Raw genomic sequence first — 25,583 nt, forward strand, 5'->3', positions numbered from 1 at the left:
TAAGCAATAAGCAATAAGCAATAAGCAATAAGCAATAAGCAATAAGCAATAAGCAATAATGAAAATAACACTTAACAGAATCAACGACGATTTTTTGTTTGAATGTACCAACGCTCAGGGAAATTCAATTCTTCTCGATAATACAACACAACCGGGCGCAAAAGGTGTTTCGCCTATGGAAAGTGTTCTGATGGCCGTTGCAGGCTGCAGCGGGATTGATGTTGTTTCTATCCTGAAAAAGCAAAGACAGGAAATTACAGACTTTAAAGCTGAGGTAGAGGGAGAAAGAATTCAGGTTGACGATGCAAAACCTTTTAAATCCATCAAAGTAAAATTTTTACTGGAAGGAAATATCGATCCTAAAAAAGCTCAGAAAGCAGCCCAGTTGTCATTTGAGAAATACTGTTCTGTTTCCAAAACCCTGGAACCGACTGTAGAAATAGGATTTGAAGTTTTGGTTAACGGAGAAGTTGTTCAGCCTTAGGCTGTTTATACTAACAAAAAGAAACCCGCGGATAAGAATTATCCGCGGGTTTTTTAATATAATTTATAATTATTATTTCTTGATGGTTTTCATGCTTTTCAGAGAGCCGTCTTTCATTTGTAAAGTCAGGATGTACATTCCGGATTTTAGTCCTCCTAAAAATACTGTTGAAGAAGGGTTTTCAATGGTTTTTACCACTACTCCCGAAAGATCTGTTATTACTGCCTTTCTCACATTTTCGGCCTTCTCAAGGTATAAAGTATCCACAAACGGGTTAGGATGCGCAATTCTTTCTTTTTCTTTTACGGTAACTTCATTTGTTGCCAAAGCTAAAGGTTCCAGGGTAACTGTTACGGTAAATGTGTTGTTATCAACTTTATTATATTCTGCAGTGCAATCTGATCCTCCGTATGTTCTCCATGCTCTCAGCTCGAAATTTACGGTTCCCGTAAGATCATTAGCCAGCGTGAGTCCTGTTCTGTTGTAAGAATACGTGCCTGAAGAAGATCCGGATCCTGAGGTTACTGAAGGTTCTGTAACATTGTTGGTTGTACAAACCAAAAGACTTCTTTGCTCACCCATCCATCCGTTTGAAGCGGTAGACATTTTATAAGAAACGGCTGTAGATTTTATTTTATATCCCGAAGGCACGTTTACACTTAAGGTTCCTGCGCAGTTCGTAGTGGATGAAGTGGTAACGCCGGAATTGTTATATTGTGTATTGATGTCGCCGGCTGTATAAAGTGTGCTGATCTGTCCCGGTGTAAATTCTTTCATTTTCCAGAAACTTTGTGAAGAACCTCCGCAATTCGATCTTACCCAGAAATAATATGTTTGCCCTGTTGTAAGTTGATTAAGAGTTACTGTAGTTCCTGAAGTCACATTTCCTGTAGGAACTGTTGTTGCTGTAGGAGCTGTAGGTGAAGTACTGTAATAATATTGATACCCGGAAGCAGGCGCACTTGCCGGTGCTGTCCAGCTTAGTGTTGCTTCTGTCATGGTAGTGGTAGCCGTGATATTTGTTGGTGTGCTGCATGCATTATAGGCGTCTGCCGCAAAAGCAAAGATGTTAGGAATACCTCCCGTTCCAACTTTTGTTACCGTTACACTCTTTACACTTTTCGACTGATTGGCTGTGCTGATAGCCAAAGGAATCTGATATAACCTAGGATTGGTTCCCGAACCGGATTCAAGATTATCGTTGTTTAAATTGATTCTCCCGATTCCCTGAATCGCATAGCTGCTTCCGCCGTACCAGTCGGAAATGCTAATTGCAGAGAACGTCTGAGAAGTATTATCTGTAAAATTGACGTCTACATCTACGGTACAGGCTCCGCTTCCTCCCGTTGCCAGCATATATACTGTAATGGCCTGCATTGGTGTCGTGAAAATTAAAGTACCGTTGTCGTTGGCATTTTGAAGTCTGAGGGTATTGTTTGAACTGTAAGCGCCAAGTTGGTAAGATAAGCCGGATGTTGAAGCTACAACAGAATTGATAATTCCATTTGTAGGAAGTCCGTACGTAAGTGGATTGCTTGTTGCGGTCAGTTGAAAATCCCGTGAAATAAAAGCATAGCTTACACCATCTACATCATTGTTAGTGGAAGATGCTGAAGGACCAACACCATTGGCAATAACATCAGCATTGAAACCACTCTGGATAGACAGCGGCTGATATTCCTGGGCATTGAGTTGATAATTGCATACAGCTGAAAGTACCAAAGCTGTAAGAGGTAGTAATTTTCCTTTCATAAGAAATAGTTTATTAAATTTATTTGCTAATATAGATATTATAATGTTAAAAAATCAATCCAAATTTAAAAATATTATAAATATTATATTTATTTTACAGTAATAATGTTTTTATATTAATGATTAAATAGATTTTAACTATATTTGTGAATTCTATCATTGAAAGAATTAATAAAGTGTGGTATATGAAAAAAGCCTCTGAAGAGAGGCTTGTAATGAGTAAAATACTTTTAGAATGACATTCTTGGTTTCAGCAGCTTTGCAACGGTTGCTGTCCATCCGGTCTGATGGGATGCTCCTATTCCCCGGCCGTTGTCACCATGGAAGTATTCAAAGAATGTAATATAATCTTTAAAATTTTCATCATAATTGAATTTGGCGTTTCCTCCGTTAAAAGGACGCTGTCCTACCTCATCTTTTAGAAAAATAGAACATAATCTATTGCTTATATTTTGGGCTACCTCATCAAGATTTCTTTTATCTCCGCTTCCCGTTGGAAGTTCTACCTTCATGCTGTTTCCGTAATAAAAATGGAACCGCTGTAAACTCTCCACAATAAGGAAATTGATAGGAAACCATATCGGGCCTCTCCAGTTGCTGTTCCCTCCGAACATTCGGCTGTCACTCTCTGCCGGTGTATAATATACAACATTCTGTGTTCCGTGAACAGAAAAGACAAATGGATTTTCTTCATATACCTTAGACATAGCACGTATTCCATAATCGCTTAAAAATTCTTTTTCATCCAGCATACGGCTCAGTACTTTTGTAAGTCTTGTTTTTCTGAGAATGCTCATCAGGTGCTTTCTTCCCTGGCCTTCTTCTTCCCAGTGGGAAACAAGTTTTGTAAGTTCGGGTTTATTTTTCAGCACCCAATCCATTCTTTCAACAAAATTAGGCATCTTATCAAGCAGGTGATGATCTATAATTTCTACGGCAAACATCGGAATAAGGCCTACAATGCTTCTCAGTTTCAGGGAGACACTGTCTCCGTTTCCAAGCTGTAAGACATCATAGAAAAATCCGTCTTCTTCATTCCAGAGTCCTTTTGTCCCGTCGCCCAGGTTCTCCATGGCTTCAGCAATATAAAGATAATGTTCAAAGAACTTAATGGCCATATCTTCGTACACCTGATAATATTGGGCAAGTTCCATTGCAATACGCATCATATTCAATGCATACATCGCCATCCAGCTGGTTCCGTCTGCCTGTTCCAGATGCTGCCCGTCTTTTAATACCATATTCCGGTCAAAAGCACCAATATTATCAAGGCCCAAAAATCCTCCTCCGAAGATATTTTTTCCGTTTTTATCCTTTCGGTTTACCCACCATGTGAAATTAAGAAGCAGCTTTTGGAAAACTTTTTCTAAAAATAAAAGATCGGGCTTTCCGTTCTGTTTTTCATCAATCTTGAAAACCCTGAAACAAGACCAGGCATGTACAGGCGGATTTACATCGCTCAGGTTCCATTCGTAAGCAGGAAGCTGTCCGTTTGGGTGCATATACCATTCCTTTGTAAGCAATAGAAGCTGTCCTTTTGCAAACTCGGCATCAATCAGAGCGTACGGAACACAATGAAACGCAAGATCCCAGGTAGCGTACCAAGGATATTCCCACTTATCAGGCATTGAGATAATATCTTTATTATGGAGATGGTTCCATTCCGTATTTCTTACATAATTTGAGAAATCACGAGGCGCTTCATAATTAGGATCACCTTTGAGCCATTTTCCGACATTGTAATGGTAAAACTGTTTATTCCAGAGCAATCCGGCAAAAGCCTGCCTTTGTACATTTCTTTCATCTTCGTTTGTTACATCATTCTGGATTTCCTCATAAAATTCGTTGGCTTCAGTAATTCGTGCACTGAAGATTTCATCAAAATTTTCAAAAGGTTCGTCAAGATCTTGTGGAGAAAGTCTGAAGTCAAAAGATTTCGATTCTCCGGCTTCAATAATTTCATCCAGCAGGAACGAAGCTTTAGTCCCTGTTTTTTCCGGATTTATAGTATTGCTGCCATAAATAATATAATCATTAATCCCGTCTTTAAAATAGGTGTTTCCGGGATAAGGAGCTCCGTATAATTTGGGATTATTGGTTTCATTTTCGCAAAAAACACTTTCCGCGTCCGTGTCTCTTGAATAGAATTTTTTAATCGAAATACTATCATGCTGAATATTAATGCAGCCGTCGTGCGAAGCCACAGTTTGTCCTTTGTAGGTATTATAACCCCATTTCCAGTTATTTCTGAACCACACTGTTGGTGCAATTATTATTGGGGCGGCATTATCACTCCTGTTAAAAACCGTTACCCGTACTAAGAAGTCGTTGTGATCCGCTTTGGCATATTCAATAAAAATATCAAAATATTCGTCCTTGTCAAAAATCCCGGTATCGAAAATTTCGTATTCTGCTTCCTTTTTGCCTCTTCTGGCATTTTCTGCACGGATGTCGTCATAAGGGAAAGCGTTGATAGGATATTTATACAGCATTTTCATGTAGCTGTGAGTGGGCGTGTTGTCCAGGTAGTAAAAGATCTCCTTAATATCTTCACCGTGATTTCCCTGAGGATTACTCAGTCCGAAAAAACGCTCTTTTACCATCTTATCTTTCTTATTCCAGAATGAAAGGGCAAAACAAAAAATCTGTTTGGCGTCTGAGATTCCCGCGATACCTTCTTCCCCCCATCGGTAAGCGTAGCTTTCTGCATTATTATGGTTGGCAAAATTCCATGCATCGCCATTGGGACTGTAATCTTCCCTTACATTCCCCCATTGCCGGTTACTGACGTATGGTCCCCAGTTTTTCCAGTCTGTGTTTTGTAATCTATGTTTTTCAGCAATCATATCTCATCATTTTTCATTACGAAGGTAGCCTTTTTGTTAAAAAATTCCAACTTCCTTAATTTGAATTAAACTTAATATCATGCCGAAAAGCCTTTTAAATGAGGCGTTGAAGTGTTAAGTTAAATTTTTATAAAAAATTGAAATAAAAGTTTTATCTTTGCACCATTCGTTCATTCAAATATTGAAAATGTTATCAAGAAAGGTTGAGGGATTAGACCCGATGAAACCTTAGCAACCCTTTGCGCAAGCAAAGAAGGTGCTACGTTCTACCAAATAATTTGGACAGATAACTTACCTGAAGTTCTTTTCAGCCATTTCCTGTGGCATTTTCAATTGTATTTAAAATAAATAAAATTGAAAGCAGAACTAAGACATATTAATTTTTCGTATCACACCAATTCCGGAAGGGAATACAATATCTCGTTAAGCTATCAGCTGTTCGGGAGAGAATTGTTTTCTGCACCGGTAATTCTCGTAAATCATGCTTTAACCGGAAATTCGGATGTTGCTGGAGAAAAAGGATGGTGGAAAAAATTGATTGGAAAAAAGCAGATTATTGATACACATCAGTACACCGTTTTGTGCTTCAATATTCCGGGAAATGGCTATGATGATTTTTTCATAGAAGATTATGAATATTTTACGGCATCAGACATTGCCAATATCTTTTTACAGGGTCTTGAAATTTTAAATATTAAAAGCTTACATACTATTATCGGGGGCTCTCTGGGAGGAGGTGTCGGCTGGGAAATGCTGGTTAAAAATCCGGCACTCGCTGAAATATTTATTCCTATTGCCTGTGATTTTAAAACCCACGACTGGCTTCATGCGCAATGTCTTGTTCAGAAATTTTTATTAAATCATAAGGAAGAACCCGTGCAAAAGGCAAGAATTCATGCCATGTTATGTTACAGAACACCGGAATCGTTAAATGACAGATTTCAAAACAGATACAATCATGAGAAGGAGAGGTTGGAGTCGGAAGACTGGCTCATTTATCACGGTAATGCGCTGAACGAAAGATTTAGTTTACCATCATACCGGTTAATGAATCAGTTGCTGATGACCATTGATGCGGATGAGTCCGAACTGAAAAGGATAAAGGCTCAGATACATCTCATTGCTGTAGATACGGATCTTTTCTTTCCCGCTTCCGAAATCCGAATGTGCTTTGAAAAATTAAAAAAAGATAAAGAGAATGTATTCTACCATGAAATTAAATCAATTCATGGTCATGATGCTTTCCTAATGGAATATGAACAATTAAATACGATCATTAAAAATATTTTGTAGGAGATGAAAAGCAATGCAAACGAAATAAAATTTTTGAGAAACAGGTCAATCATCAAATTTGAAGGAGAGGATTTCTTAGGAGAAATCGGTATTGACGGAAGAATTTTTAAAGCGCTTACGTTAGCGAGAATCAGTGTTGGGGTTATTTCACAGCAGGCGATAGAAAACGGGATTTCCATTCTTGTACAGGAAAGCGATTCCGAAAAAGCAGTGAATTGTCTTATTGATGAATTTGAAGCAGAAAGAAAATCGGGCAAGGTTTCCCAGATTTATAGTATCAACAACGTATCGGTTTTAGGCTTTGTTGCGGAAGATTTAAATAAAATACTGGCTGAGCTGGCCAGAAATAATGTTTTCCCGCTGTTGCTTAATCAGATTGCAGCAGAGAAAAGAGTAAATATTGTGGTTACTTCTTCTCAGGACGAGAAAGCGAAAAATATCATAGAATCTGAAATTTCTAAAAAGCCAAAAACAGTTCATCTGGCCATTATCGGCCATGGAAACGTAGGAAAAACCTTAATAGAACAGGTTCTGGAGTCTTCAGAAGAAATTAAAAGAAGGAAAAAAATCGATCTTAAAGTAGTAGCTGTTGCCAATTCAAAAAAAATTGCCTTTAACAAAAAAGGGTTTGACAGCAACTGGAATGATGAGGTTTTAACAGCGGAAATTCCGTCAGATGTTCAGGAACTGATTAATTTTTCGAAAGAAAATCAACTTGAAAATCTGATTGTAGTAGATAATACGGCAAGCAAAGAATTTGTTAAAAATTATCATGCATTAGCGGAAAACGGATTTGACCTGGTTTCATCTAATAAGATTTTCAACACGCTCCCTATTTCGGAATATCAGCAGCTTCGATATACATTGAACAAAAACAACCGCCGTTATCTTTACGAAACCAATGTAGGAGCCGGTTTACCATTGATTGACACCATAAAGCTTCTACACCTTTCAGGAGAAAATATTACCAGGATTAAAGGGGTTTTTTCCGGAACACTGAGTTATGTTTTCAATAATTTTTCCTTGAGGGATGACGCATTTTCAACGATTATCAATGAAGCACTGGAAAAAGGATATACGGAACCGGACCCAAGAGAAGACCTATCCGGAAATGATGTCGCCAGAAAATTATTGATTTTGGCGAGAGAATTAGATTTAATCAACGAATTTGAAGACATCAATATCCAGAATTTAGTTCCTGAAAGCTTGCTTTCCGTTTCAAAACCGGAATTTCTTTCAAGATTGAACGAGTTGGATGAAGAATATCAAAAGATCAAAAACAATCAGAAATCCGGCCATGTGTTAAGATATGTCGGAGATCTTCACGGTGATTTACAAAAAGAAAAAGGCGAACTTGATGTGAAGCTGATCTCAGTTCCTGCAACCTCCGCTTTAGGACAGTTAAAAGGATCAGACTCCATCTTTGAAATTTACACGGAAAGTTATGGCGAAAATCCAATCGTTATCATGGGAGCCGGTGCCGGAGCCAAAGTTACTGCAAGAGGCGTTTTTGGGGATATTTTAAGAGTAAGTGAAACTAAATAGGACAAATAATTTGAACCCGAAAGGGTTCAATATCAATAGCCTTAGGGGAAACCTATAGAACAAAATAAATTAAACAACCTAAACAACCTTCAAGGTTTTGAAAACCTTGAAGGTTTCAAAAAAATATGGAAAATTATAATTTTGAAACCTCCGCCATAAGAACCCAGACGGAAAGAACTCAGTTTGATGAGCATTCAACACCTTTATATTTAACATCCAGTTTTATTTTTCAGGATGCGGAAGATATGAGGGCGAGTTTTGCGGAAGAAAAACAGAAAAATCTGTACAGCCGGTTTTCAAACCCGAATGTAACAGAATTTACAGAGAAAATAGCCAAAATGGAAGGTGCCGAAGCAGGGTATGCCTTTGCAACGGGAATGGCGGCCATTTATTCAACATTTGCCACGTTATTAAATGCGGGAGATCACATCGTAAGCTGTCAGTCGGTTTTCGGTTCTACCCATACATTGTTTACCAAATATTTCCCGAAGTGGAATATTGAAACAACCTATTTCAAAGCGGAAGATGCTGAAAATGTGGAACAATATATTCAGCCGAACACAAAAATTTTATATCTGGAAACACCTACCAACCCTGCGATCGAGGTTTTGGATTTAGAATTTTTCGGACAGATTGCGAAGAAGCACAATTTAATTTTTATTGTGGATAACTGCTTCGCTACACCTTATTTACAGCAGCCGATAAAATACGGGGCAGATATTGTGGTACATTCCGCAACAAAATTAATTGACGGACAGGGTCGGGTTTTAGGAGGAGTGGCAGTAGGAAGAGAAGATCTCATCCGCGAAATTTACCTCTTTGCAAGGAATACGGGGCCTGCCATGTCGCCTTTCAACGCCTGGGTGTTGTCCAAAAGTCTGGAAACATTAGCGATCCGTGTTGAAAAACATTGTGAAAATGCTTTAAAAGTTGCCGAATTTCTGGAAGCTCATCCCAATGTAGAATTGGTGAAATATCCATTCCTGAAATCCCATCCGGGGTATGAAATCGCTAAAAAACAGATGAAGTTGGGTGGAAATATCGTAGCCTTCGAAATCAAAGGCGGAATTGAAGGGGGAAGGAACTTCTTAGATAAAATAAAAATGTGTTCACTTTCTGCAAATTTAGGCGATACAAGAACAATTGTTACGCATCCGGCATCAACAACGCACTCCAAATTGTCCGATCACGAAAGGAATGAAGTAGGAATCACGGCAGGCTTGGTACGGTGCTCTGTTGGTCTGGAAAATGTAGATGATATTATTGCTGACTTGAAACAGGCATTGGATTAACAACGAACCCGAAGGGTTCAACAATAATAGCCGTAGGTGTAACCTATAGAAAAAATATAAAAAATGAAAAATTCAGAACAATTATACAAAGCATTATCCGAAAGAATTTTAATTCTCGACGGAGCGATGGGAACCATGCTTCAGCGGTATAAATTTGAAGAAGAGGATTACCGTGGCGAACGTTTCAAAAACTGGGAACATCCTGTAAAAGGAAACAATGATTTGTTGTCTTTAACGCAGCCTCATGCCATCGAAGAAGTTCACATTAAATACCTGGAAGCAGGAGCGGATATTATCGAAACCAATACATTTTCGGGCACCACGATTGCCATGGCAGATTATCATATGGAAGATCTGGTATATGAATTAAATTACGAATCTGCAAAAATCGCCAGAAAAGTGTGTAACGAATTCACCGCTAAAAACCCGGATAAACCACGATTCGTTGCAGGATCTATCGGCCCAACGAACAGAACGGCAAGCCTTAGTCCGGATGTGAACGATCCCGGTTACAGGGCCATTACATTCGAGGAATTGAGAGTGGCCTACAAACAGCAGTGCGAAGCATTATTAGACGGAGGGTCAGATATTTTACTGGTGGAAACTATTTTTGATACTTTGAATGCAAAAGCAGCCCTGTTTGCTATTGATGAAATTCAAGATGAAAGAAGAATCAGCATTCCAATTATGGTTTCAGGGACGATTACCGATGCTTCAGGAAGAACACTGAGCGGACAAACCGCAGAAGCTTTTTTAATCTCTGTTTCGCATCTGAATTTACTAAGCGTAGGTTTCAACTGTGCTTTGGGAGCAAATCAGTTGACGCCATACCTGGAAACTCTGGCGCACAACTCTGGATTTTATGTTTCTGCCTATCCGAATGCCGGCTTACCAAATGCTTTCGGAAAGTACGATGAAACGCCTGAAGATATGGCTGCCCAGATCAAAGAGTATGTGGAAAAAGGACTGATCAACATTATCGGAGGATGCTGTGGAACAACGCCGGATCATATCAAAGCGATTGCGGATCTGGTTTCACAATATCCACCAAGAAAATTGAAGGAATTTGTCTGATTTAATAGAATTTTTTAATTGAATAGGAAGAAAAGGAATGTTTTTTAATATTATCTTTAAGTATCACACAAAATTTAAATATAATGGAAAAACCTATTTACTTAAAAGATTCAGAGGATGCAAAATTGTTTAATGAATTAAGAAAAAAAGTGAACCAGCGGGTAGAAGCAATTCCTGAAAACCGGGATATTTATATTCAGATCAAAGCCGTTATATTGCCTTTGTTGTATTTCGGACTGTATGTTTTTGCATTATTCAATGCGGAAAATGCCGGATTATATATTTTAAGTTTTGTTTTGATGGGATTATCGCTTGTTTTAATTTATCTTAATCTGATTCACGAAGCAGCACATAATAATATTTTTAAAAGTAAAAAACTCAACAGTCTGGTATTGCAGATTTTCGATTTTGTAGGAGCTAATTCCTATATCTGGAAAAAAAGACATATCGCAAGCCATCATGCTTATCCTAATGTTGACGGTTGGGATACTGATATTGAACAAAGTGGTGTGCTTCTGATTGTTCCGTGGATTAAAGCAAAAGGAGTTCAGAAGTATCAGCATCGGTTTTTCTTCCTGGTATACCCGCTGTATTTATTCAACTGGATGTTTATCAGGGACTTCAGGGATTTTTTTGATAACAACCGTGTGATCCTGAAAACGCAGGGAGCAATTCCGGTAAAAGAAAAAGTAAAGATGATTGCTTATAAACTGTTTTATTTTTTCTATCAGATTGCTGTGCCGGTTTTGTTTTTTAAGGTTTCAATAGGTCTTGCACTGGGAGCTTGGTTTTTACAGGTAATTGCAGCAAGTATTTTTGCACTTTTTGTATTGCTTCCATTACACCCGCTGCCTGACAATGCTTTCCCGAAACTGGATGGAAAAAACGGATTGCCTTTCAGCTGGCTGCATCATCAGTTTGAAGTAACGAATGATTTACAGGAAAATAACTGGTTTGTAAGAAACGTGCTGGGAAATTTCAATTTTCATGTTGCCCACCATCTTTTTCCAAATTACAGTTATGCTTATTATAATGAAATTACAGAAGAAATTGAGCAGTTTGCGAGAGATTACGGATTAAATTATAAACGATTTCCGATTGCGACCGCTTTAGGAAAACATGTTGAATTGCTGAAGCAGAATGCAAACAACGCTTATTTTATTTTAGAAGAATAATTAATGAAATATTTAAGATTATCGGGGCTTGAGCCTTTGATCATAACACCGGAAAGTAATTTTATCAATGTTGGCGAAAGAACCAATGTTGCCGGCTCAAAGAAATTTTTAAGATTAATAAAAGAAGAAAAATTTGCTGAAGCATTGGATATAGCACGCCATCAGGTTGAAGGTGGCGCGCAGATTCTGGATGTCAATTTCGACGACGGACTGATTGACGGAAAAGCTTCCATGATCAAATTTTTAAATTTAATAGCATCCGAACCGGATATTGCCAGAATCCCAATAATGATCGATTCTTCGAAGTGGGAAATCTTGGAGGCAGGACTTCAGGTGGCACAGGGAAAATGCGTGGTTAATTCAATCAGTCTCAAAGGAGGTGAAGAAGAATTTATCAGGCAGGCAAAAGCAATCAAAAGATACGGTGCCGCTGTTATTGTCATGGCATTTGATGAGTTAGGACAGGCAGATACTTACGAACGAAGAATTGAAATTTCAAAGCGTTCTTACGATATTTTGGTGAATCGTTTAAATTTTCCTGCGGAAGATATTATTTTCGATTTAAACATTTTCCCGGTTGCTACCGGTATGGATGAGCACCGCCGAAATGCAATTGATTTCATTGAAGCAACAAGATGGGTTCGTCAAAATCTTCCGTATGCCTCGGTAAGTGGAGGGGTTTCAAACGTTTCTTTTTCATTCCGTGGAAATGATACGGTGAGGGAAGCGATGCATTCCGTTTTCTTATATCATGCCATTCAGGCCGGGATGAATATGGGAATCGTGAATCCTGCGATGCTGGAAGTGTATGATGAAATCAATAAAGAACTTCTTGAGCTGGTGGAAGACGTTATCCTTGATAAAAGGGAAGATGCTACCGAAAGACTTTTAGATTATTCGGAAAAGCATAAATCCATAAAAAAAGAAAAAGTTGAGGATTTAGAATGGAGAAATCATCCTTTGCAGGAAAGAATTACCCATGCTTTGGTAAAAGGAATCGACCGTTTTATTGAAGAAGATGTTGAAGAAGCAAGATTGCAGGCGGAAAAGCCACTTCACGTTATTGAAATTAATTTAATGACCGGAATGGGCGTTGTGGGAGATCTGTTCGGAAGCGGAAAAATGTTTCTTCCCCAAGTGGTAAAATCAGCAAGGGTCATGAAAAAAGCGGTGGCCTATTTACAGCCATTCATAGAAGCGGAAAAAGATGGTTCGAAACCAGCGAATGGGAAAATTCTGATGGCAACGGTAAAAGGAGATGTTCATGACATCGGTAAAAATATTGTGAGTGTGGTTTTGGGTTGTAACAATTACGAAATTGTGGATCTCGGAGTAATGGTTCCTGCTGAAAAAATTATTCAGACCGCCATTGAACAAAAAGTAGACGTGATCGGATTAAGCGGACTGATCACACCAAGCCTGGATGAAATGGTTTATATCGCGCAGGAACTGGAAAGACAGAATTTAAATTTTCCTTTACTAATCGGCGGTGCAACAACTTCAAAGGCACATACCGCTGTAAAAATTGATTTAAAATATAAAAATGCCGTCGTTCACGTAAATGATGCTTCCAGAGCGGTAAACGTGGTAAGTTCTTTATTAGGTGACCGAAATAAAGAATATGTTGCGGATTTAAAAAATGATTATTCCGAATTCAGAGAAAAATTCCTGAACCGGCAGGTGGAGAAAGATTATGTCTCCATCGAAGAAGCCAGAGGAAATAAGTTTAAAATTGACTGGGAAAACGAAGATATTTTTACTCCAAATCAATTAGGAATTACCGTTGTTGAAAATCAGGATTTAAAAGAGTTATTGCCTTTTATTGACTGGTCGCCGTTTTTCAGAAGCTGGGATCTTCATGGGAAATATCCGAATATTCTGGAAGATGAGGTTGTCGGAGTTCAGGCTAAAGAACTGTTCAAAGATGCTCAGGTCATTTTAAAAAGAATTCTGGATGAAAAGCTCTTAACAGCAAAAGCCATTTTCGGAATTTTTAAAGCCAATTCCACTGAAACGGACGATATTCTCCTCTTTGACGAAGACAACCGACAAAAAGCAAAATTCATTACGTTAAGGCAACAGGCGCAACGATCAAAAGGAAAAGATTATCTGGCGCTGAGTGATTTTATTGCACCACAAAATTCAGGTAAAACAGATTATGTCGGAGCTTTTTGTGTGACAACAGGTTTCGGAACTGACGAACTGGCGCAGGAATATGAAAAAGCAAACGATGATTATAACGCCATCATGGTAAAAGCTTTGGCAGATCGTTTCGCAGAGGCCTACGCCGAATTTTTACATAAAAAAGTGAGAACAGAATATTGGGGCTATGCCAATCAGGAAAATTTAACCAACGAAGAATTAATAGCCGAAAAATATAAAGGAATCCGTCCGGCTCCTGGTTATCCCGCCTGTCCGGATCACCTGGAAAAGCACGCCATCTGGGACTTGCTGAAAGTGGAAGAAAACATTGGTGTTTATTTAACAGAAAGTTTAGCGATGTTTCCTACTGCTTCGGTTTCCGGATATTATTTCGGAAGTCCGCACGCAAAATATTTCGGACTGGGAAAGATTGCAGAAGACCAGCTGAAAGATTATTCGGTAAGGAAAGGAATTTCTTTACAGGAAGCAAGAAAATGGTTAAATCCTAATTTGGCAGATGGAATTTAAATAAGAATTATGAAAGACGATTTTGACTTTATTGCGTATTTAAAATATCGGACAACTGATGAAGGAGGACGCATGACTCCTGCTCAATCAAATTACAGACCTCAAGTAAGATTTGATTTTGAGAAATCAACCTCATCTGGAAGACAGGTTTTTATTAATAAAGAATGGGTTTTCCCTGGTGAAGAAGTCGAAGCTGAAATAACACTAATGTCTCCACACCTTTTTAAAAATAAATTATATGAAGGAGTAAAATTTGAATTCCTTGAAGGGGCAAAAATTATTGGAGTTGGAGAAATTTTAAAAATTAAAAACGAAACTTTAAAAAACAACATTTTAAGCTAAATGAAAATCACCGACCATATAAAAAACGCAAACGGAAAAACCTTATTTTCGCTCGAAGTTGTTCCGCCACAAAAAGGCATCGGAATCGAAGATCTTTACAAAAATATTGATCCTTTAATGGAATTCAAACCGCCTTTCATTGACGTAACAACTTCCAGGGAAGAATATATTTATATTGATAAAGGAAATGGTTTGATGGAGCGCCGTATTACAAGGATGCGTCCCGGAACGTTGGGAATTTGCGCTGCTATTCAGCATAAATACAATGTAGATACGGTTCCGCACCTGCTTTGTGGCGGCTTTACCAAAGAAGAAACAGAATATCTTCTGGTAGACTGTATGTACCTCGGAATCGATAATGTAATGGCGCTTCGTGGCGATGCCATGAAAGGACATCAGTATTTTGAGCCCACTATAGGTGGTCATGCCAGTGCGATGGATTTAGTTCATCAGATTAATAATTTGGGAAGAGGTAAATATCTGCACAATGAAGACCAGGAGTGTGATGAACACAATAAATTCTGTGTCGGCATAGCAGGTTATCCGGAAAAGCATATTGAAGCACCTTCCATGAATTATGATTTAAAATGGCTGAAACAGAAAGTAGATGCCGGAGCCGATTATATCGTAACGCAGATGTTTTTTGATAATAAAAAATTTATGGAATTTGTAACCAAAGCCCGCGAAATGGGTATCACTGTACCTATTATTCCGGGAATCAAACCGATTGCTACGAAGAAGCATCTGAAACTTCTTCCCCAGGTTTTTAAAATTGACCTGCCCGAAGAACTGATCAGCGAAGTGGAAAACGCCAGGAATAATGATGCTGTAAAACAAATCGGGATAGAATGGGCAATCAATCAATGCAAAGAATTGCTTGACTTCGGTGTTCCGGTACTGCATTTTTATTCAATGGGTAAAAGTGATAATATTAAAAAAGTAGCGGGAGCATTATTCTGATAAACTCATACGATCTAAAAAAACCTCATCCAGGATGAGGTTTTTTTATTTTAGTTTTTGGCGGCGGCTCCGCCGCCGCCAAAAACTAAACGCATCAAATTTCATTCTGATGTTGTAATAATTTATCAAAAACACTTTTGGTAGTAGGTTTCGAAGAATCAAGATTGAAAATAAACATTCCGCTTTCAATATTGAAATAATATTTCTTCTCCTGATCGGCGATAGAAAACCATTTCAAAAGTCCGTTTACAATATTAACATCTTCCCATTTGATGTTGCTTTCACTCATAGGAAATACGTGCGGATTTTGATGTAGAGTATCTTCAAAATAAATATTTCGGCCTTCAACATATAAAATTCCACTGCCCTGAAATGCTTTGAGCTTAAAGAATTCATTTTGTGTATTTCCCATATTGTATCTTACAAAAGCATAATATTGGGGAGTTCCTATTTTTTCGAGCAGTACTTTCTGCTTTTTCTTTCGGCTTCTCGCAGCAAGATAGGCGATAAGAAAAATAATGGCAGGAATCAATAATATGATGAAAAGAAAAAAAACAAGTAAAACAAATACTGAATTCATAAAATATATTTTTAGATTATAGTGTAGGATGTCTTTCAAATTCTTTATTACGATCAAATAAATATCGATAGGTTGCCAGTTTCCTTGTTACCGTAGTATCAAGATTTTCAGCAATTTTAATCATTTTAGGATTGAAATCTCCGATCCACTGCATTTCCGTAACCTTAAAATCAGTATGTTTTCTTAAATGCTGTGTCCCTTCCCAGATCATATACCCTTCAATCCCTTTCCTCTGCCATTCCGGAACCACCCCGAAAACAAGGCCTACCATTTTTTCATTTTTCTTGAATCTTTTTACCCATAAGAATTTAAGTTTTTGAAAAAAGCCAAATTTTCCGTTCATATATTTAAACCATTGATTCAGATCGGGAATATTCATCCACATGGCAATAGGTTTTTCATTTTCATACACAAACCAGGAAATATGCTCATTAATAATAGGTTTCATGGTTTTAAACATCTTCAGTACCTTAGATTCTTCCATGCATTTTCCTTCACCATGAGCCGCCCAGGCTTTATTGTAGATTTCTGTAAAATCTTTTGCGAATTTTTTCAGGGCATTCTTTTTCATGGGTTGAGCCGAAATGTCAGGATTTCGTTGGTGCTTTGCATGCATAACCATAAAAACGCGTGAAACTTCCGCAAAAATAGGTCTTGAAAAACAGAGCTGCTCAAAATAGGTCCTGAATCCATAATTTTCAAAAAGCTCCTTATAATAAGGGAAATTATAGTTCATTCCATACAGAGGCTGTTCAAAGCCATCCGTTAGTACACCCCAGAATTTATCCCGCTCCCCGAAATTGATGGATCCGTCCATGGCTTCCATTCCTCTTTTTTGGAGCCATTCTTTACAGTAATTAAAAATAAAGTCCGCCGTTTTCTGATCATTAATACAATCAAAAAAACCTATTCCGCCGGTCGGCTGCTGCTGTTCGTAAAAATTGTTGACAAAAACGGCAACTCTTCCTACGGTGTCATTTTCCTTGTTTTTAAACAAAAACCGGGCGCATTCTCCGTTTTTAAAGAATCTGTTTTTTTCAGGATTAAAGATTTCTTTTATGTCTTTATCTAAAGGTCTGATATAGTTTGGGTCATTTTGATAAAGTCTTCCCGGAAACTCTAAAAATTCCCTTTCCCGGGCTTTGCTTTGTACTTCTTCAGCAATAATCATAACGTAAAGTGATGTTGGCGGCGAAAGATAATGTTTTTCGGCTAAATTAAATATGACGAACAGATTTTATCCGTATTTTTGTGCAAATTAAATAAAAATGGTTGATTTTACGGACAACGACGATGATATTTTCACTGGAAAAGAACATACGCCTATCAGGAAAGATGCTTTTGAGAAATCACCAGAAGAGAAAATAGAAAAAATAACCGTACTTTTTGGAGAAATCATGGAAACACTAGGACTTGATATGACGGATGATTCTCTGAAAGATTCCCCGCGCAGGGTTGCCAAAATGTACGTTAACGAAATTTTTGGCGGACTTCTACCTGAAAATAAACCGGGCATTTCTACCTTTTCAAATAAATACAAATACCGCCAGATGCTGGTGGAAAAAGACATTACCGTATATTCATTCTGCGAGCATCATTTTTTGCCGATTATCGGAAGAGCACACGTTGCCTATATTTCCAATGGTGAAGTGATCGGGCTTTCTAAAATCAACAGAATCGTAGACTATTATGCAAAACGTCCACAGGTTCAGGAAAGGCTTACAATGCAGATTGTTGATGCTTTAAAAGAAGCTTTGGGTACAAAAGATGTTGCCTGTATCATTGATGCAAAACATCTTTGTGTCAATTGCAGAGGAATAAAAGATACGGCAAGCTCTACCATTACTGCAGAATTAAGTGGTATTTTCAGAACCAATCCTATTACAAGACAGGAATTCCTTCACTATGTGGGAAGTCATGCGAAATTGGATTAAATTTGAATTAAATGGATTATCAGATTCTTAAAAATATTGTTGATGAACAGCTTCTAAGATTTGAAGAAATCTATGAAGAAGACTGGTCTCATAAAACCTCTCCTGAAAATTGGTCTAAAAAAGAAATTTTAGGACACCTTTGCGACAGTGCTATGGTCAACCTCAGGAGGTTCGTCATCACACAATATAAAGAAAATGAAAATATTGTTTATGATCAGGATTTTTGGGTAAAAGCGCAGAATTATCAGAATACGCCAACCCTGGATATTATTGCCCTTTGGAAACTTCTGAATTATCAGATTGTCCGCATTGTGGAAAATATGCAGGATGAAGCTTTACAGAAAACCTGTGATATGACAAAAACAGAGCCTCAGATTTTCACACTGGAATTCATTATTAATGATTATATTAGTCATTTACAACACCATTTAAAAGCTATTTAATAATGATAAAATTTAAAAAAATCTCAGATAAAATTTTTATCACAACCATTATTTGTTGTGAAAGATTTATCTTGAATTAAATTTAAAAATCATTTATTAATCATTAATTACTACTTATTAAATCATGCAACTAAAAATATACAACTCGCTTACCGGCGAAAAAGAAATATTTAAACCCATTTTAGATGGAAATGTCGGGATGTACGTCTGTGGACCAACTGTTTATAGCAATGTCCATCTGGGAAATGTAAGAACTTTCCTTTCCTTTGATTTCATTTACCGTAGCCTTACTCATCTGGGGTATAAAGTAAGATATGTCAGAAATATAACTGATGCAGGCCATCTTACCGATGACGGAGATGTTAACAACGACAGATTCGTAAAGCAGACCCGCCTTGAAAAGCTGGAACCTATGGAAATCGTACAGAAATATACGGTAGATTTTCATAAAGTTCTTGAAATGTTTAATTTATTGCCTCCGAATATTGAACCCACCGCAACGGGTCACATTGTGGAGCAGATTGAACTTACACAGAAATTGATTGAGAGAGGATTTGCCTATGAGAGCAACGGCTCCGTCTATTTCGATGTGTTGGAATACAATAGGAGAGGATTAAATTATGGCGAATTATCTAAAAGAAATATCGAGGAACTTTTCGCAAATACCCGTGATCTGGACGGACAGGGAGAAAAGAAAAATCCACAGGATTTTGCTCTTTGGAAAAAAGCTTCCCCGGCACATATCATGAGATGGAATTCTCCCTGGGGAGAAGGTTTTCCGGGATGGCATCTGGAATGTACAGCAATGAGTACAAAATATTTGGGAGAAACATTTGATATCCACGGAGGTGGGATGGATTTGAAGTTCCCGCACCACGAATGTGAAATTGCCCAGGGTAAAGCATGCAATGATACCGCTCCGGTAAACTACTGGATGCACGCCAATATGCTTACCATGAATTCTCAGCGTATGAGTAAGTCAACGGGGAATTATATTTTGCCGATGCAGCTGGTAACCGGAGAAAATGACTTTTTCGAAAAGCCTTTCCATCCGGCAATTGTACGTTTCTGTTTCCTGCAGGCACATTACAGAAGTGTCCTGGATATTTCCAATGATGCCATGCTGGCCAGCGAAAAAGGATTCATCAGGTTAATGGAAGCCGTTAAAGTTTTACAATCCGTTACTCCAAACGATGAAAAGCAATCCGGTTTTAGCCTTGAAGAATGGAAAAATAAAGCCTATGATGCATTAACCGATGATTTTAATTCACCGGTTCTTATCGCGCATTTATTTGAAGCTGTAAAATATATTTTTGCTCTAAAGGATGGAAAAGAAACCATTTCAAAAAATGATTTGGAAGGTTTGAAATCTACTTTAAATGCTTTAATATTCGATGTTTTAGGACTTCAGACTATTGAAGAAAATAACAACGAAAAACTGGATCAGACGCTGAAGGTTTTGATTGAATTAAGAAATCAGGCTAGAAAATCAAAGAATTTTGAACTGTCAGACCAGATCCGCGACAGGCTTCTTGCGGAAGGCATCGAGCTGAAAGACGGAAGGGATGGAACAACATACGTTTTAAATTAGAATTTTTTAAATATTTATATTATAAACTCTCACAGTTGTTTTGTGGGAGTTTTTTTGTATAGATATCATTCTGAATGGAGCAAAGCGGAATGACAGAAAGCTCACATTCAAAATTCTTCTTTAACCTTAAATTTTTTTAAAATGAATTCAAAAAATACGTAACTTAGTCATAATAAAATGATTAAAAATTAAAATTTATATACTATGAAAAAACATCTATTCCCTTTATTTTTGCTGTTTATCGGTATTAATGCTTCTGCGCAACAGGATTTTTTTGCGCTTGTCGGTAAAGATTCACCAAGTATTATTTTTAATGATTTCCGTACTATTGATGCAAACAGAGGAGTTTCCGGAGAGGTAATTTTTACGGAAGATTCTTCTTCAAAAGTTTTTTCCCAAAACAGAAATGGTGCTGTAACGGAAGATAAGAATACGTATAACAACGCCCAGGCTGTGAATATGGCGACTCTGGCTTACGATGCTTCCAACAATAATCTGGTTTATATGCCAATGTTTTCTTCAAATATCTATGTTTTAAACGCAAAATCACGCGAAATAACATTGGTTGAAAATAACGTGGCAAGAGTTACTTCCTGCGATATCAATTCTCATTTTACAAGAATGACTGCAGGCTATGACGGAAGTATTTACGCAATTAATAATGTAGGGACACAGTTTATCAAAATAAGTAAATCGGGAAATCAATATAACGTCACTGATCTGGGGATCATTACAGATGATGCTGCCAACGGCAAAAGTTCTTTCACGATCATGGAAACCGGTTTTGGTGGTGATATGATTGCTGATGCAGAAGGTAATTTTTATGTGTTTTCCGCATCAGGGAATGTATTTAAAGTCGTGACAAAAGAATTAAAAGCTAAATTTATCGGTAAAATTGCCGGAATTCCTGATAATTATTCGGTAAATGGATCCGCAGTTAATTCAAAAGGAAATGTTGTTATTGCCAGTGCAAAAGGAGCTCCGTTATACGAAGTGGACCTCAATACTTTACAGGCCAAACAGCTTCCGGGAGAGCAAAATCTGCATATTTATGATCTTGCAAGCAAGTATTTTGCAAATGATAAAGCGGCTTTAGGAAATGTCTTGGCAAATATTGATCTCTATCCTACAAGAGTAGATGAAAAATTAATCAACATTAATGTTAATGACAAAACGGTAAAAGGATCTGTAAAACTTAATATTTTTGATCTTTCCGGTAAGAATGTCCTCACACAAGCTTTATCTGTAAAAGACGGGTTTTTGAGACAACAGGTGTATCTCAGAAATCTTGTAAGCGGAGCCTATCTCGTAAACATTACGGATGAATCCGGAAAAGTATTACTCAATAAGAAAATTGTAGTGACAGAATAATCATTATCTTTACAATATATCAAGCCTTTTCAAAATATTTGAGAAGGTTTTTTTTAATGAATATTTGATATTCAATAAGTTTTATTTTTCGATATTATAATGTATTTTTATAAAAAAATGTAAATGAAGATATACTTTAATGTAGGTTACAGTACAAAAGTCGGAGAAAGACTTCAGCTGGTTATCAGCGAAGAAAATGCTGTATCGCAGACGCATCCTATGTTTTATGAAGAAAACGGACAATGGAAATGTGAAGTGGATTACTTTTCAAAATCTATTTCTTATCAATATCAGGTTATAGATGAAAAAGGAAGTATGCTGCGTGAAGAATTTGTCCTGCATCGTTTGAATTTCCCTCATAATTATAAAGAGTTTATCATTTTTGATCACTGGAACAACAAAAATTTTCCTGAAAATTACCTTAACAATAAAATACTTTACAATAAGCTGAATACATTTAAACCCGAAAAAATATCGGTTTTAAAAAAGCATACCCATTTATTCAGAATTGAAGCGCCCATCTATAATCCCGACTGGGCGGTTGTCCTGTTCGGCAGTACGGCTTCTCTTGGAAGTTGGGATTATGATAAGGTTATTCAGTTGTCGCAGACGGATTTCGGTATCTGGGAAACTTCAGTTGAAATTCCTGAAAATGAATTTATACAATATAAATATTGTCTTTATGATAAAGCATCCGGAAAAGTATTTGATGTAGAAGCTGGCGAAAACCGTTTTGCCCTTCCCAATCAATCCAAAGATGTTTTGCATATCGTTGCAGACCATTATTTTAAATTCAAACTTTACCAGATGTATCACGATGCCGGAGTGGCTGTTCCTATCTTTTCTTTAAGAACAGAGGACGGCTTTGGTGTGGGAGAATTTTCAGATCTTAAAAAACTGGCAGATTGGGCGAAAGAAACCAACTTGGGAATTATTCAGATTCTGCCGATCAACGATACCACTGCAAATTATACCTGGACAGATTCTTATCCCTACGCGGCAGTTTCTGTCTATGCGCTTCATCCGCAGTATATTTCTCTGGAACAGCTGGACTTCCCGTTGCCCGAGGATCTTTTTGCTGAATATAAAGCTGAAAAATCCGAATTGAATGCACTTGATCTAATCGATTATGAGAAAATGATCTCAGGAAAATGGAAATACCTGAGAGCGGTTTTTGATGCTGATAAAGAGAAAATATATAAAGACAGGAACTTTAAAAAATTTATTAAAGACAATGAATCCTGGCTGATTCCGTATGCTGCATTCTGTGTTTTAAGAGATAAATATAAAACCCCGAATTTCAACGAGTGGAAGACGCATAAAAAATATATTGCCGGAAAAATTGCGCCTTTTTTCAGCGCAAAAAGTAAAGATTATGATGCGTCTATGCTGCATGCCTGGGTGCAGTATCAGCTTCACAGGCAATTGAAAGATGCTATTGACTACACGCATAGACTTGGTGTTTCCGTTAAAGGAGATCTTCCAATCGGGATTTACAGATATTCGGTAGAAGCATGGACGGAGCCTGAGTTATTCGGAATGGATTTTCAGGCAGGAGCACCGCCGGATCAGTTTACAGAGCTTGGACAGAACTGGGAGTTTCCAACCTATAACTGGGAAGCCATGAAAGCGGATGATTACAAGTGGTGGAAAAACAGGTTCAAAGCATTGGAGCAGTATTTTGATGCGATGAGGATTGATCACATTTTAGGTTTTTTCAGGATCTGGAGAATGCCGATTTCCGCAACACAGGGAATTTTAGGATATTTTTACCCTGCCGTTCCGGTTACGCTGGAGGAATTCGGTAAATGGAATATTCCTTTTAATTTCGACAGGTATTGTAAGCCGTATATCAATGATCAGATTCTTTGGAATTACTTCGGAGAAGAAAACGCAAATGCGCTTGAATTTATTGACAATAATTACGACGGCACTTATTCTTTTAAAGAAGAATTCAATACCCAAAGAAAATTGTCGGATTTCTTCAGGAAAAATCCTCGCGGACCAATTGAAAGCCAGCTTATATCACTTTGTGCCAATGTTTTATTTTTAATTGAAGAAAGAAACGGACAGATAGTTTATCATCCGAGATTTAATGTATATAACACAGAATCGTACAAATATCTTTCGGATTGGGAAAAGAAAGCAATATACGATCTGTACCATGATTATTTCTTTAAAAGGCAGGATCATCTCTGGTATGAAAAAGCCATGGAAAAATTACCTGTAATCCTGAATGCCACCAAAATGCTTATTTGTGGTGAAGATCTGGGGCTGGTTCCGGATTGTGTTCCGGTAGTAATGGATGAATTGGCAATCGTTGCTTTGAAAGTTCAGAGAATGCCTTCGGATAACATTCCTTTTTATAATCCTAAAAATGCAGGATACCTGAATGTGGTAACGGCCTCTTCTCATGACAGCTCAACATTGAGACAGTGGTGGAAAGAAAACCCCTCACTTACCCAGCAGTATTTTAACCTCCAACTGATCCAGTACGGACAGGCACCGGAAAATCTTGATCCTTATCTTGCTGAAATTATTATGAAACAACATCTTTATAATGATGCAATGCTGGCTATTTTCCCGATACAGGAATTTCTGGCAACCGATCAGCGATTGGCTAATATTGAAATGGATAACGAAAGAATTAACAATCCTGCCGTTTTTCCACATTATTGGAGGTATAGAATGCATCTAAAGCTTGACGACCTTAAACATGAATCCGACTTCAATAAAAAGATAGCATATTGGATCAAAGATAGTGGAAGGTTGTAAATTTAACAATTGATTATCAATTTATTAACGTATAATTAAAAGAAGTTTTATCGAAAGATTTAACTTCTTTTTTCTATTTATATCCAAAAGATAGAATGAATAATTCTACTATATTATTAACCAATTAACGACTTTAAAAATGAAAAAAATATTGATCGGTTTTGCCTTGAGTCTCGGAGTTTTTTCCTTTGCTCAGCAGTATCCGGATTACGGATATGACAATGACGGATATTATCAGAATGACGGTGGCTATTACAGCGATGAAGATGACCAGAATTATTTCCCGGATGATTACTATTATAATTATCCACAGGATTATTATCCACAAAATTATTATCAGAGTAATTACAACGATTACCGAAACAGTATCGTTAATATTAACTGGAATGTATTTTTTACCCAAAACAGGCTAAATCCATGGCAGATCGATCAGATCCTGAGACTGAATAATCTGTATATAAGTTTTTCATCATGGAACAGATTCTACAGATACAATCCGGACAGATGGTATTATGACAGATTCTATGCTTTACAGAGAATCATGGGTCCAAGGGTTTTTGTAGTGTTTCAGAATAATTATTACAGAGGATACAGTCCGGTAGTATATTTCCAGAATTACAGAAGAACACATTATGCTGCAATCTGCAGACCGATGCCAAGATACAGAAATGTAAATATCAATATTTACAGAGTGGACAGGGCGAAATTCAGAAGAATGGACAATCCTACCTTTAATATTGTAAGATCCAGCGACAGACCAAATAATGGATTCCGGGGTTCGGTGAGAGATGGTAATAATGGCAATAACGGAGGGTTCCGCAACAATAATGCTGGAAATAAAAGTAATGATAATTCAGGTTTCAGAAATAATGGTAATGCGCCGAGAAATAACGGAGGTTTCAGAGGAGGTAATGATAGCGGCGTAAGAAATGATGGTGGATTCCGTGCTCCAAGAGCTGAAAATAATGGCAACAGAGGCGGTGGATTCAGAGGTGGAGAAGTTAGAAGAGAAGAGGCTCCTAAAAGAGAAAATAACGGAGGCTTCAGAAATGAAGGAAGTTTCAGAAGAAATGAAAATACCGCACCGAGACAGCAGAATAATGGTGGTGAAAAGAGAGGTAACGGCGGTTTCAGAAACGGATTTGCAAAGAATTAATTTTCATATATTATATTTAAGTGGTGTGAAGGGCAGGTTTTTATAAATCTGCTCTTTTTATATTTATAAAATTCATATTTAATTTTAACAATAATTATAATATTTTGCATTTAACTTTTGTTTTAACTAATTATCAAAAAGATATAGAGAGAATAATTGAATAATAGATTTTCATATATTATATTTAAGTGGTGTGAAGGCAGAGTAATAATTCTGCCTTTTTTTTAGTACTTAATGTTGAATTATTCATATTTAATTTTAACAATAATTGTGATATTTTCTATTTAACTTTTATTTTAA

General features: G+C 37.3%; 19 protein-coding genes and 1 riboswitch. Of the genes, 15 read left to right on the plus strand and 4 right to left on the minus strand.

Translation table 11 applies throughout. The annotated features are described in order from the left end of the window. The first annotated feature begins 58 nt into the window (after positions 1-58). On the plus strand, positions 59-484 hold the full coding sequence (locus M0D58_RS13505; protein ID WP_248390306.1) for an OsmC family protein: 426 nt from the start codon (positions 59-61) through the stop codon (positions 482-484). A gap of 72 nt (positions 485-556) precedes the next feature. Here M0D58_RS13505 and M0D58_RS13510 read toward each other — a convergent pair whose 3' ends face one another. Then, on the minus strand, positions 557-2,236 hold the full coding sequence (locus M0D58_RS13510; protein WP_248390308.1) for a T9SS type A sorting domain-containing protein: 1,680 nt from the start codon (positions 2,234-2,236) through the stop codon (positions 557-559). A gap of 230 nt (positions 2,237-2,466) precedes the next feature. Continuing rightward, positions 2,467-5,082: an MGH1-like glycoside hydrolase domain-containing protein gene (locus tag M0D58_RS13515; protein WP_248390310.1), complete on the minus strand. Its 2,616-nt coding sequence runs from the start codon at positions 5,080-5,082 to the stop codon at positions 2,467-2,469. A 187-nt stretch (positions 5,083-5,269) separates the two neighbouring features. Further along, a riboswitch (SAM riboswitch) is annotated at positions 5,270-5,375 on the plus strand. Between the two features lie 61 nt (positions 5,376-5,436). On the opposite strand from M0D58_RS13515, the gene M0D58_RS18180 reads away from it, so the two are divergent. From M0D58_RS18180 to metF, 8 genes are all read left to right on the plus strand, one after another. After that, the gene (locus M0D58_RS18180; protein WP_428037161.1) at positions 5,437-6,375 is read left to right on the plus strand and encodes an alpha/beta fold hydrolase; all 939 of its coding nucleotides are present in this window, start codon (positions 5,437-5,439) and stop codon (positions 6,373-6,375) included. A gap of 3 nt (positions 6,376-6,378) precedes the next feature. After that, a complete protein-coding gene (locus M0D58_RS18185) occupies positions 6,379-7,920 on the plus strand; it encodes an ACT domain-containing protein (RefSeq protein ID WP_428037162.1) in 1,542 nt (513 codons plus the stop codon). Positions 7,921-8,045: 125 nt separating this feature from the next. After that, the gene (locus M0D58_RS13525) at positions 8,046-9,212 is read left to right on the plus strand and encodes an O-succinylhomoserine sulfhydrylase (RefSeq protein ID WP_248390313.1); all 1,167 of its coding nucleotides are present in this window, start codon (positions 8,046-8,048) and stop codon (positions 9,210-9,212) included. Positions 9,213-9,275: 63 nt separating this feature from the next. After that, positions 9,276-10,286 carry a homocysteine S-methyltransferase family protein gene (locus tag M0D58_RS13530; protein ID WP_248390315.1) on the plus strand — a complete coding sequence of 337 codons (1,011 nt, stop codon included), beginning with the start codon at positions 9,276-9,278 and terminating at the stop codon, positions 10,284-10,286. 83 nt (positions 10,287-10,369) lie between these two features. Further along, complete coding sequence (locus tag M0D58_RS13535) at positions 10,370-11,461, plus strand: fatty acid desaturase family protein (RefSeq protein WP_248390320.1); 1,092 nt, start codon at positions 10,370-10,372, stop codon at positions 11,459-11,461. A gap of 3 nt (positions 11,462-11,464) precedes the next feature. After that, positions 11,465-14,131 (plus strand): methionine synthase, encoded by a 2,667-nt coding sequence (gene metH, locus M0D58_RS13540; RefSeq protein ID WP_248390322.1) that lies wholly within the window; start codon positions 11,465-11,467, stop codon positions 14,129-14,131. Positions 14,132-14,140: 9 nt separating this feature from the next. Further along, positions 14,141-14,473 carry an EF-Tu C-terminal domain-related protein gene (locus M0D58_RS13545; protein WP_248390324.1) on the plus strand — a complete coding sequence of 111 codons (333 nt, stop codon included), beginning with the start codon at positions 14,141-14,143 and terminating at the stop codon, positions 14,471-14,473. Beyond that, a complete protein-coding gene (metF, locus tag M0D58_RS13550) occupies positions 14,474-15,433 on the plus strand; it encodes a methylenetetrahydrofolate reductase [NAD(P)H] (protein ID WP_248390333.1) in 960 nt (319 codons plus the stop codon). It abuts the gene before it with no gap. A 94-nt stretch (positions 15,434-15,527) separates the two neighbouring features. Here the strand turns inward: metF and M0D58_RS13555 are convergent, their stop codons facing one another. Beyond that, on the minus strand, positions 15,528-16,013 hold the full coding sequence (locus M0D58_RS13555; RefSeq protein WP_248390335.1) for a hypothetical protein: 486 nt from the start codon (positions 16,011-16,013) through the stop codon (positions 15,528-15,530). 16 nt (positions 16,014-16,029) lie between these two features. Then, positions 16,030-17,184, minus strand: coding sequence for a hypothetical protein (locus M0D58_RS13560; protein WP_248390337.1), 1,155 nt, complete (start codon positions 17,182-17,184; stop codon positions 16,030-16,032). Between the two features lie 97 nt (positions 17,185-17,281). Between M0D58_RS13560 and folE the strand changes: the two genes are divergently transcribed. From folE to M0D58_RS13590, 6 genes are all read left to right on the plus strand, one after another. Next, positions 17,282-17,947, plus strand: a complete 666-nt coding sequence (gene folE / locus M0D58_RS13565) for a GTP cyclohydrolase I FolE (RefSeq protein WP_248390338.1) — start codon at positions 17,282-17,284, stop codon at positions 17,945-17,947. An 11-nt stretch (positions 17,948-17,958) separates the two neighbouring features. Then, the gene (locus M0D58_RS13570; RefSeq protein ID WP_248390341.1) at positions 17,959-18,390 is read left to right on the plus strand and encodes a DinB family protein; all 432 of its coding nucleotides are present in this window, start codon (positions 17,959-17,961) and stop codon (positions 18,388-18,390) included. Between the two features lie 124 nt (positions 18,391-18,514). After that, positions 18,515-19,981, plus strand: a complete 1,467-nt coding sequence (gene cysS, locus M0D58_RS13575; RefSeq protein WP_248390344.1) for a cysteine--tRNA ligase — start codon at positions 18,515-18,517, stop codon at positions 19,979-19,981. Between the two features lie 204 nt (positions 19,982-20,185). After that, positions 20,186-21,352 (plus strand): T9SS type A sorting domain-containing protein, encoded by a 1,167-nt coding sequence (locus M0D58_RS13580; RefSeq protein WP_248390346.1) that lies wholly within the window; start codon positions 20,186-20,188, stop codon positions 21,350-21,352. 123 nt (positions 21,353-21,475) lie between these two features. Next, positions 21,476-24,127, plus strand: coding sequence for a 4-alpha-glucanotransferase (locus M0D58_RS13585; protein ID WP_248390354.1), 2,652 nt, complete (start codon positions 21,476-21,478; stop codon positions 24,125-24,127). 139 nt (positions 24,128-24,266) lie between these two features. Beyond that, the gene (locus M0D58_RS13590; RefSeq protein ID WP_248390357.1) at positions 24,267-25,283 is read left to right on the plus strand and encodes a hypothetical protein; all 1,017 of its coding nucleotides are present in this window, start codon (positions 24,267-24,269) and stop codon (positions 25,281-25,283) included. The last annotated feature ends 300 nt before the right edge of the window (positions 25,284-25,583 follow it).

Source organism: Chryseobacterium nepalense, from assembly GCF_023195755.1.
Classification (GTDB): Bacteria; Bacteroidota; Bacteroidia; order Flavobacteriales; family Weeksellaceae; genus Chryseobacterium; species Chryseobacterium nepalense.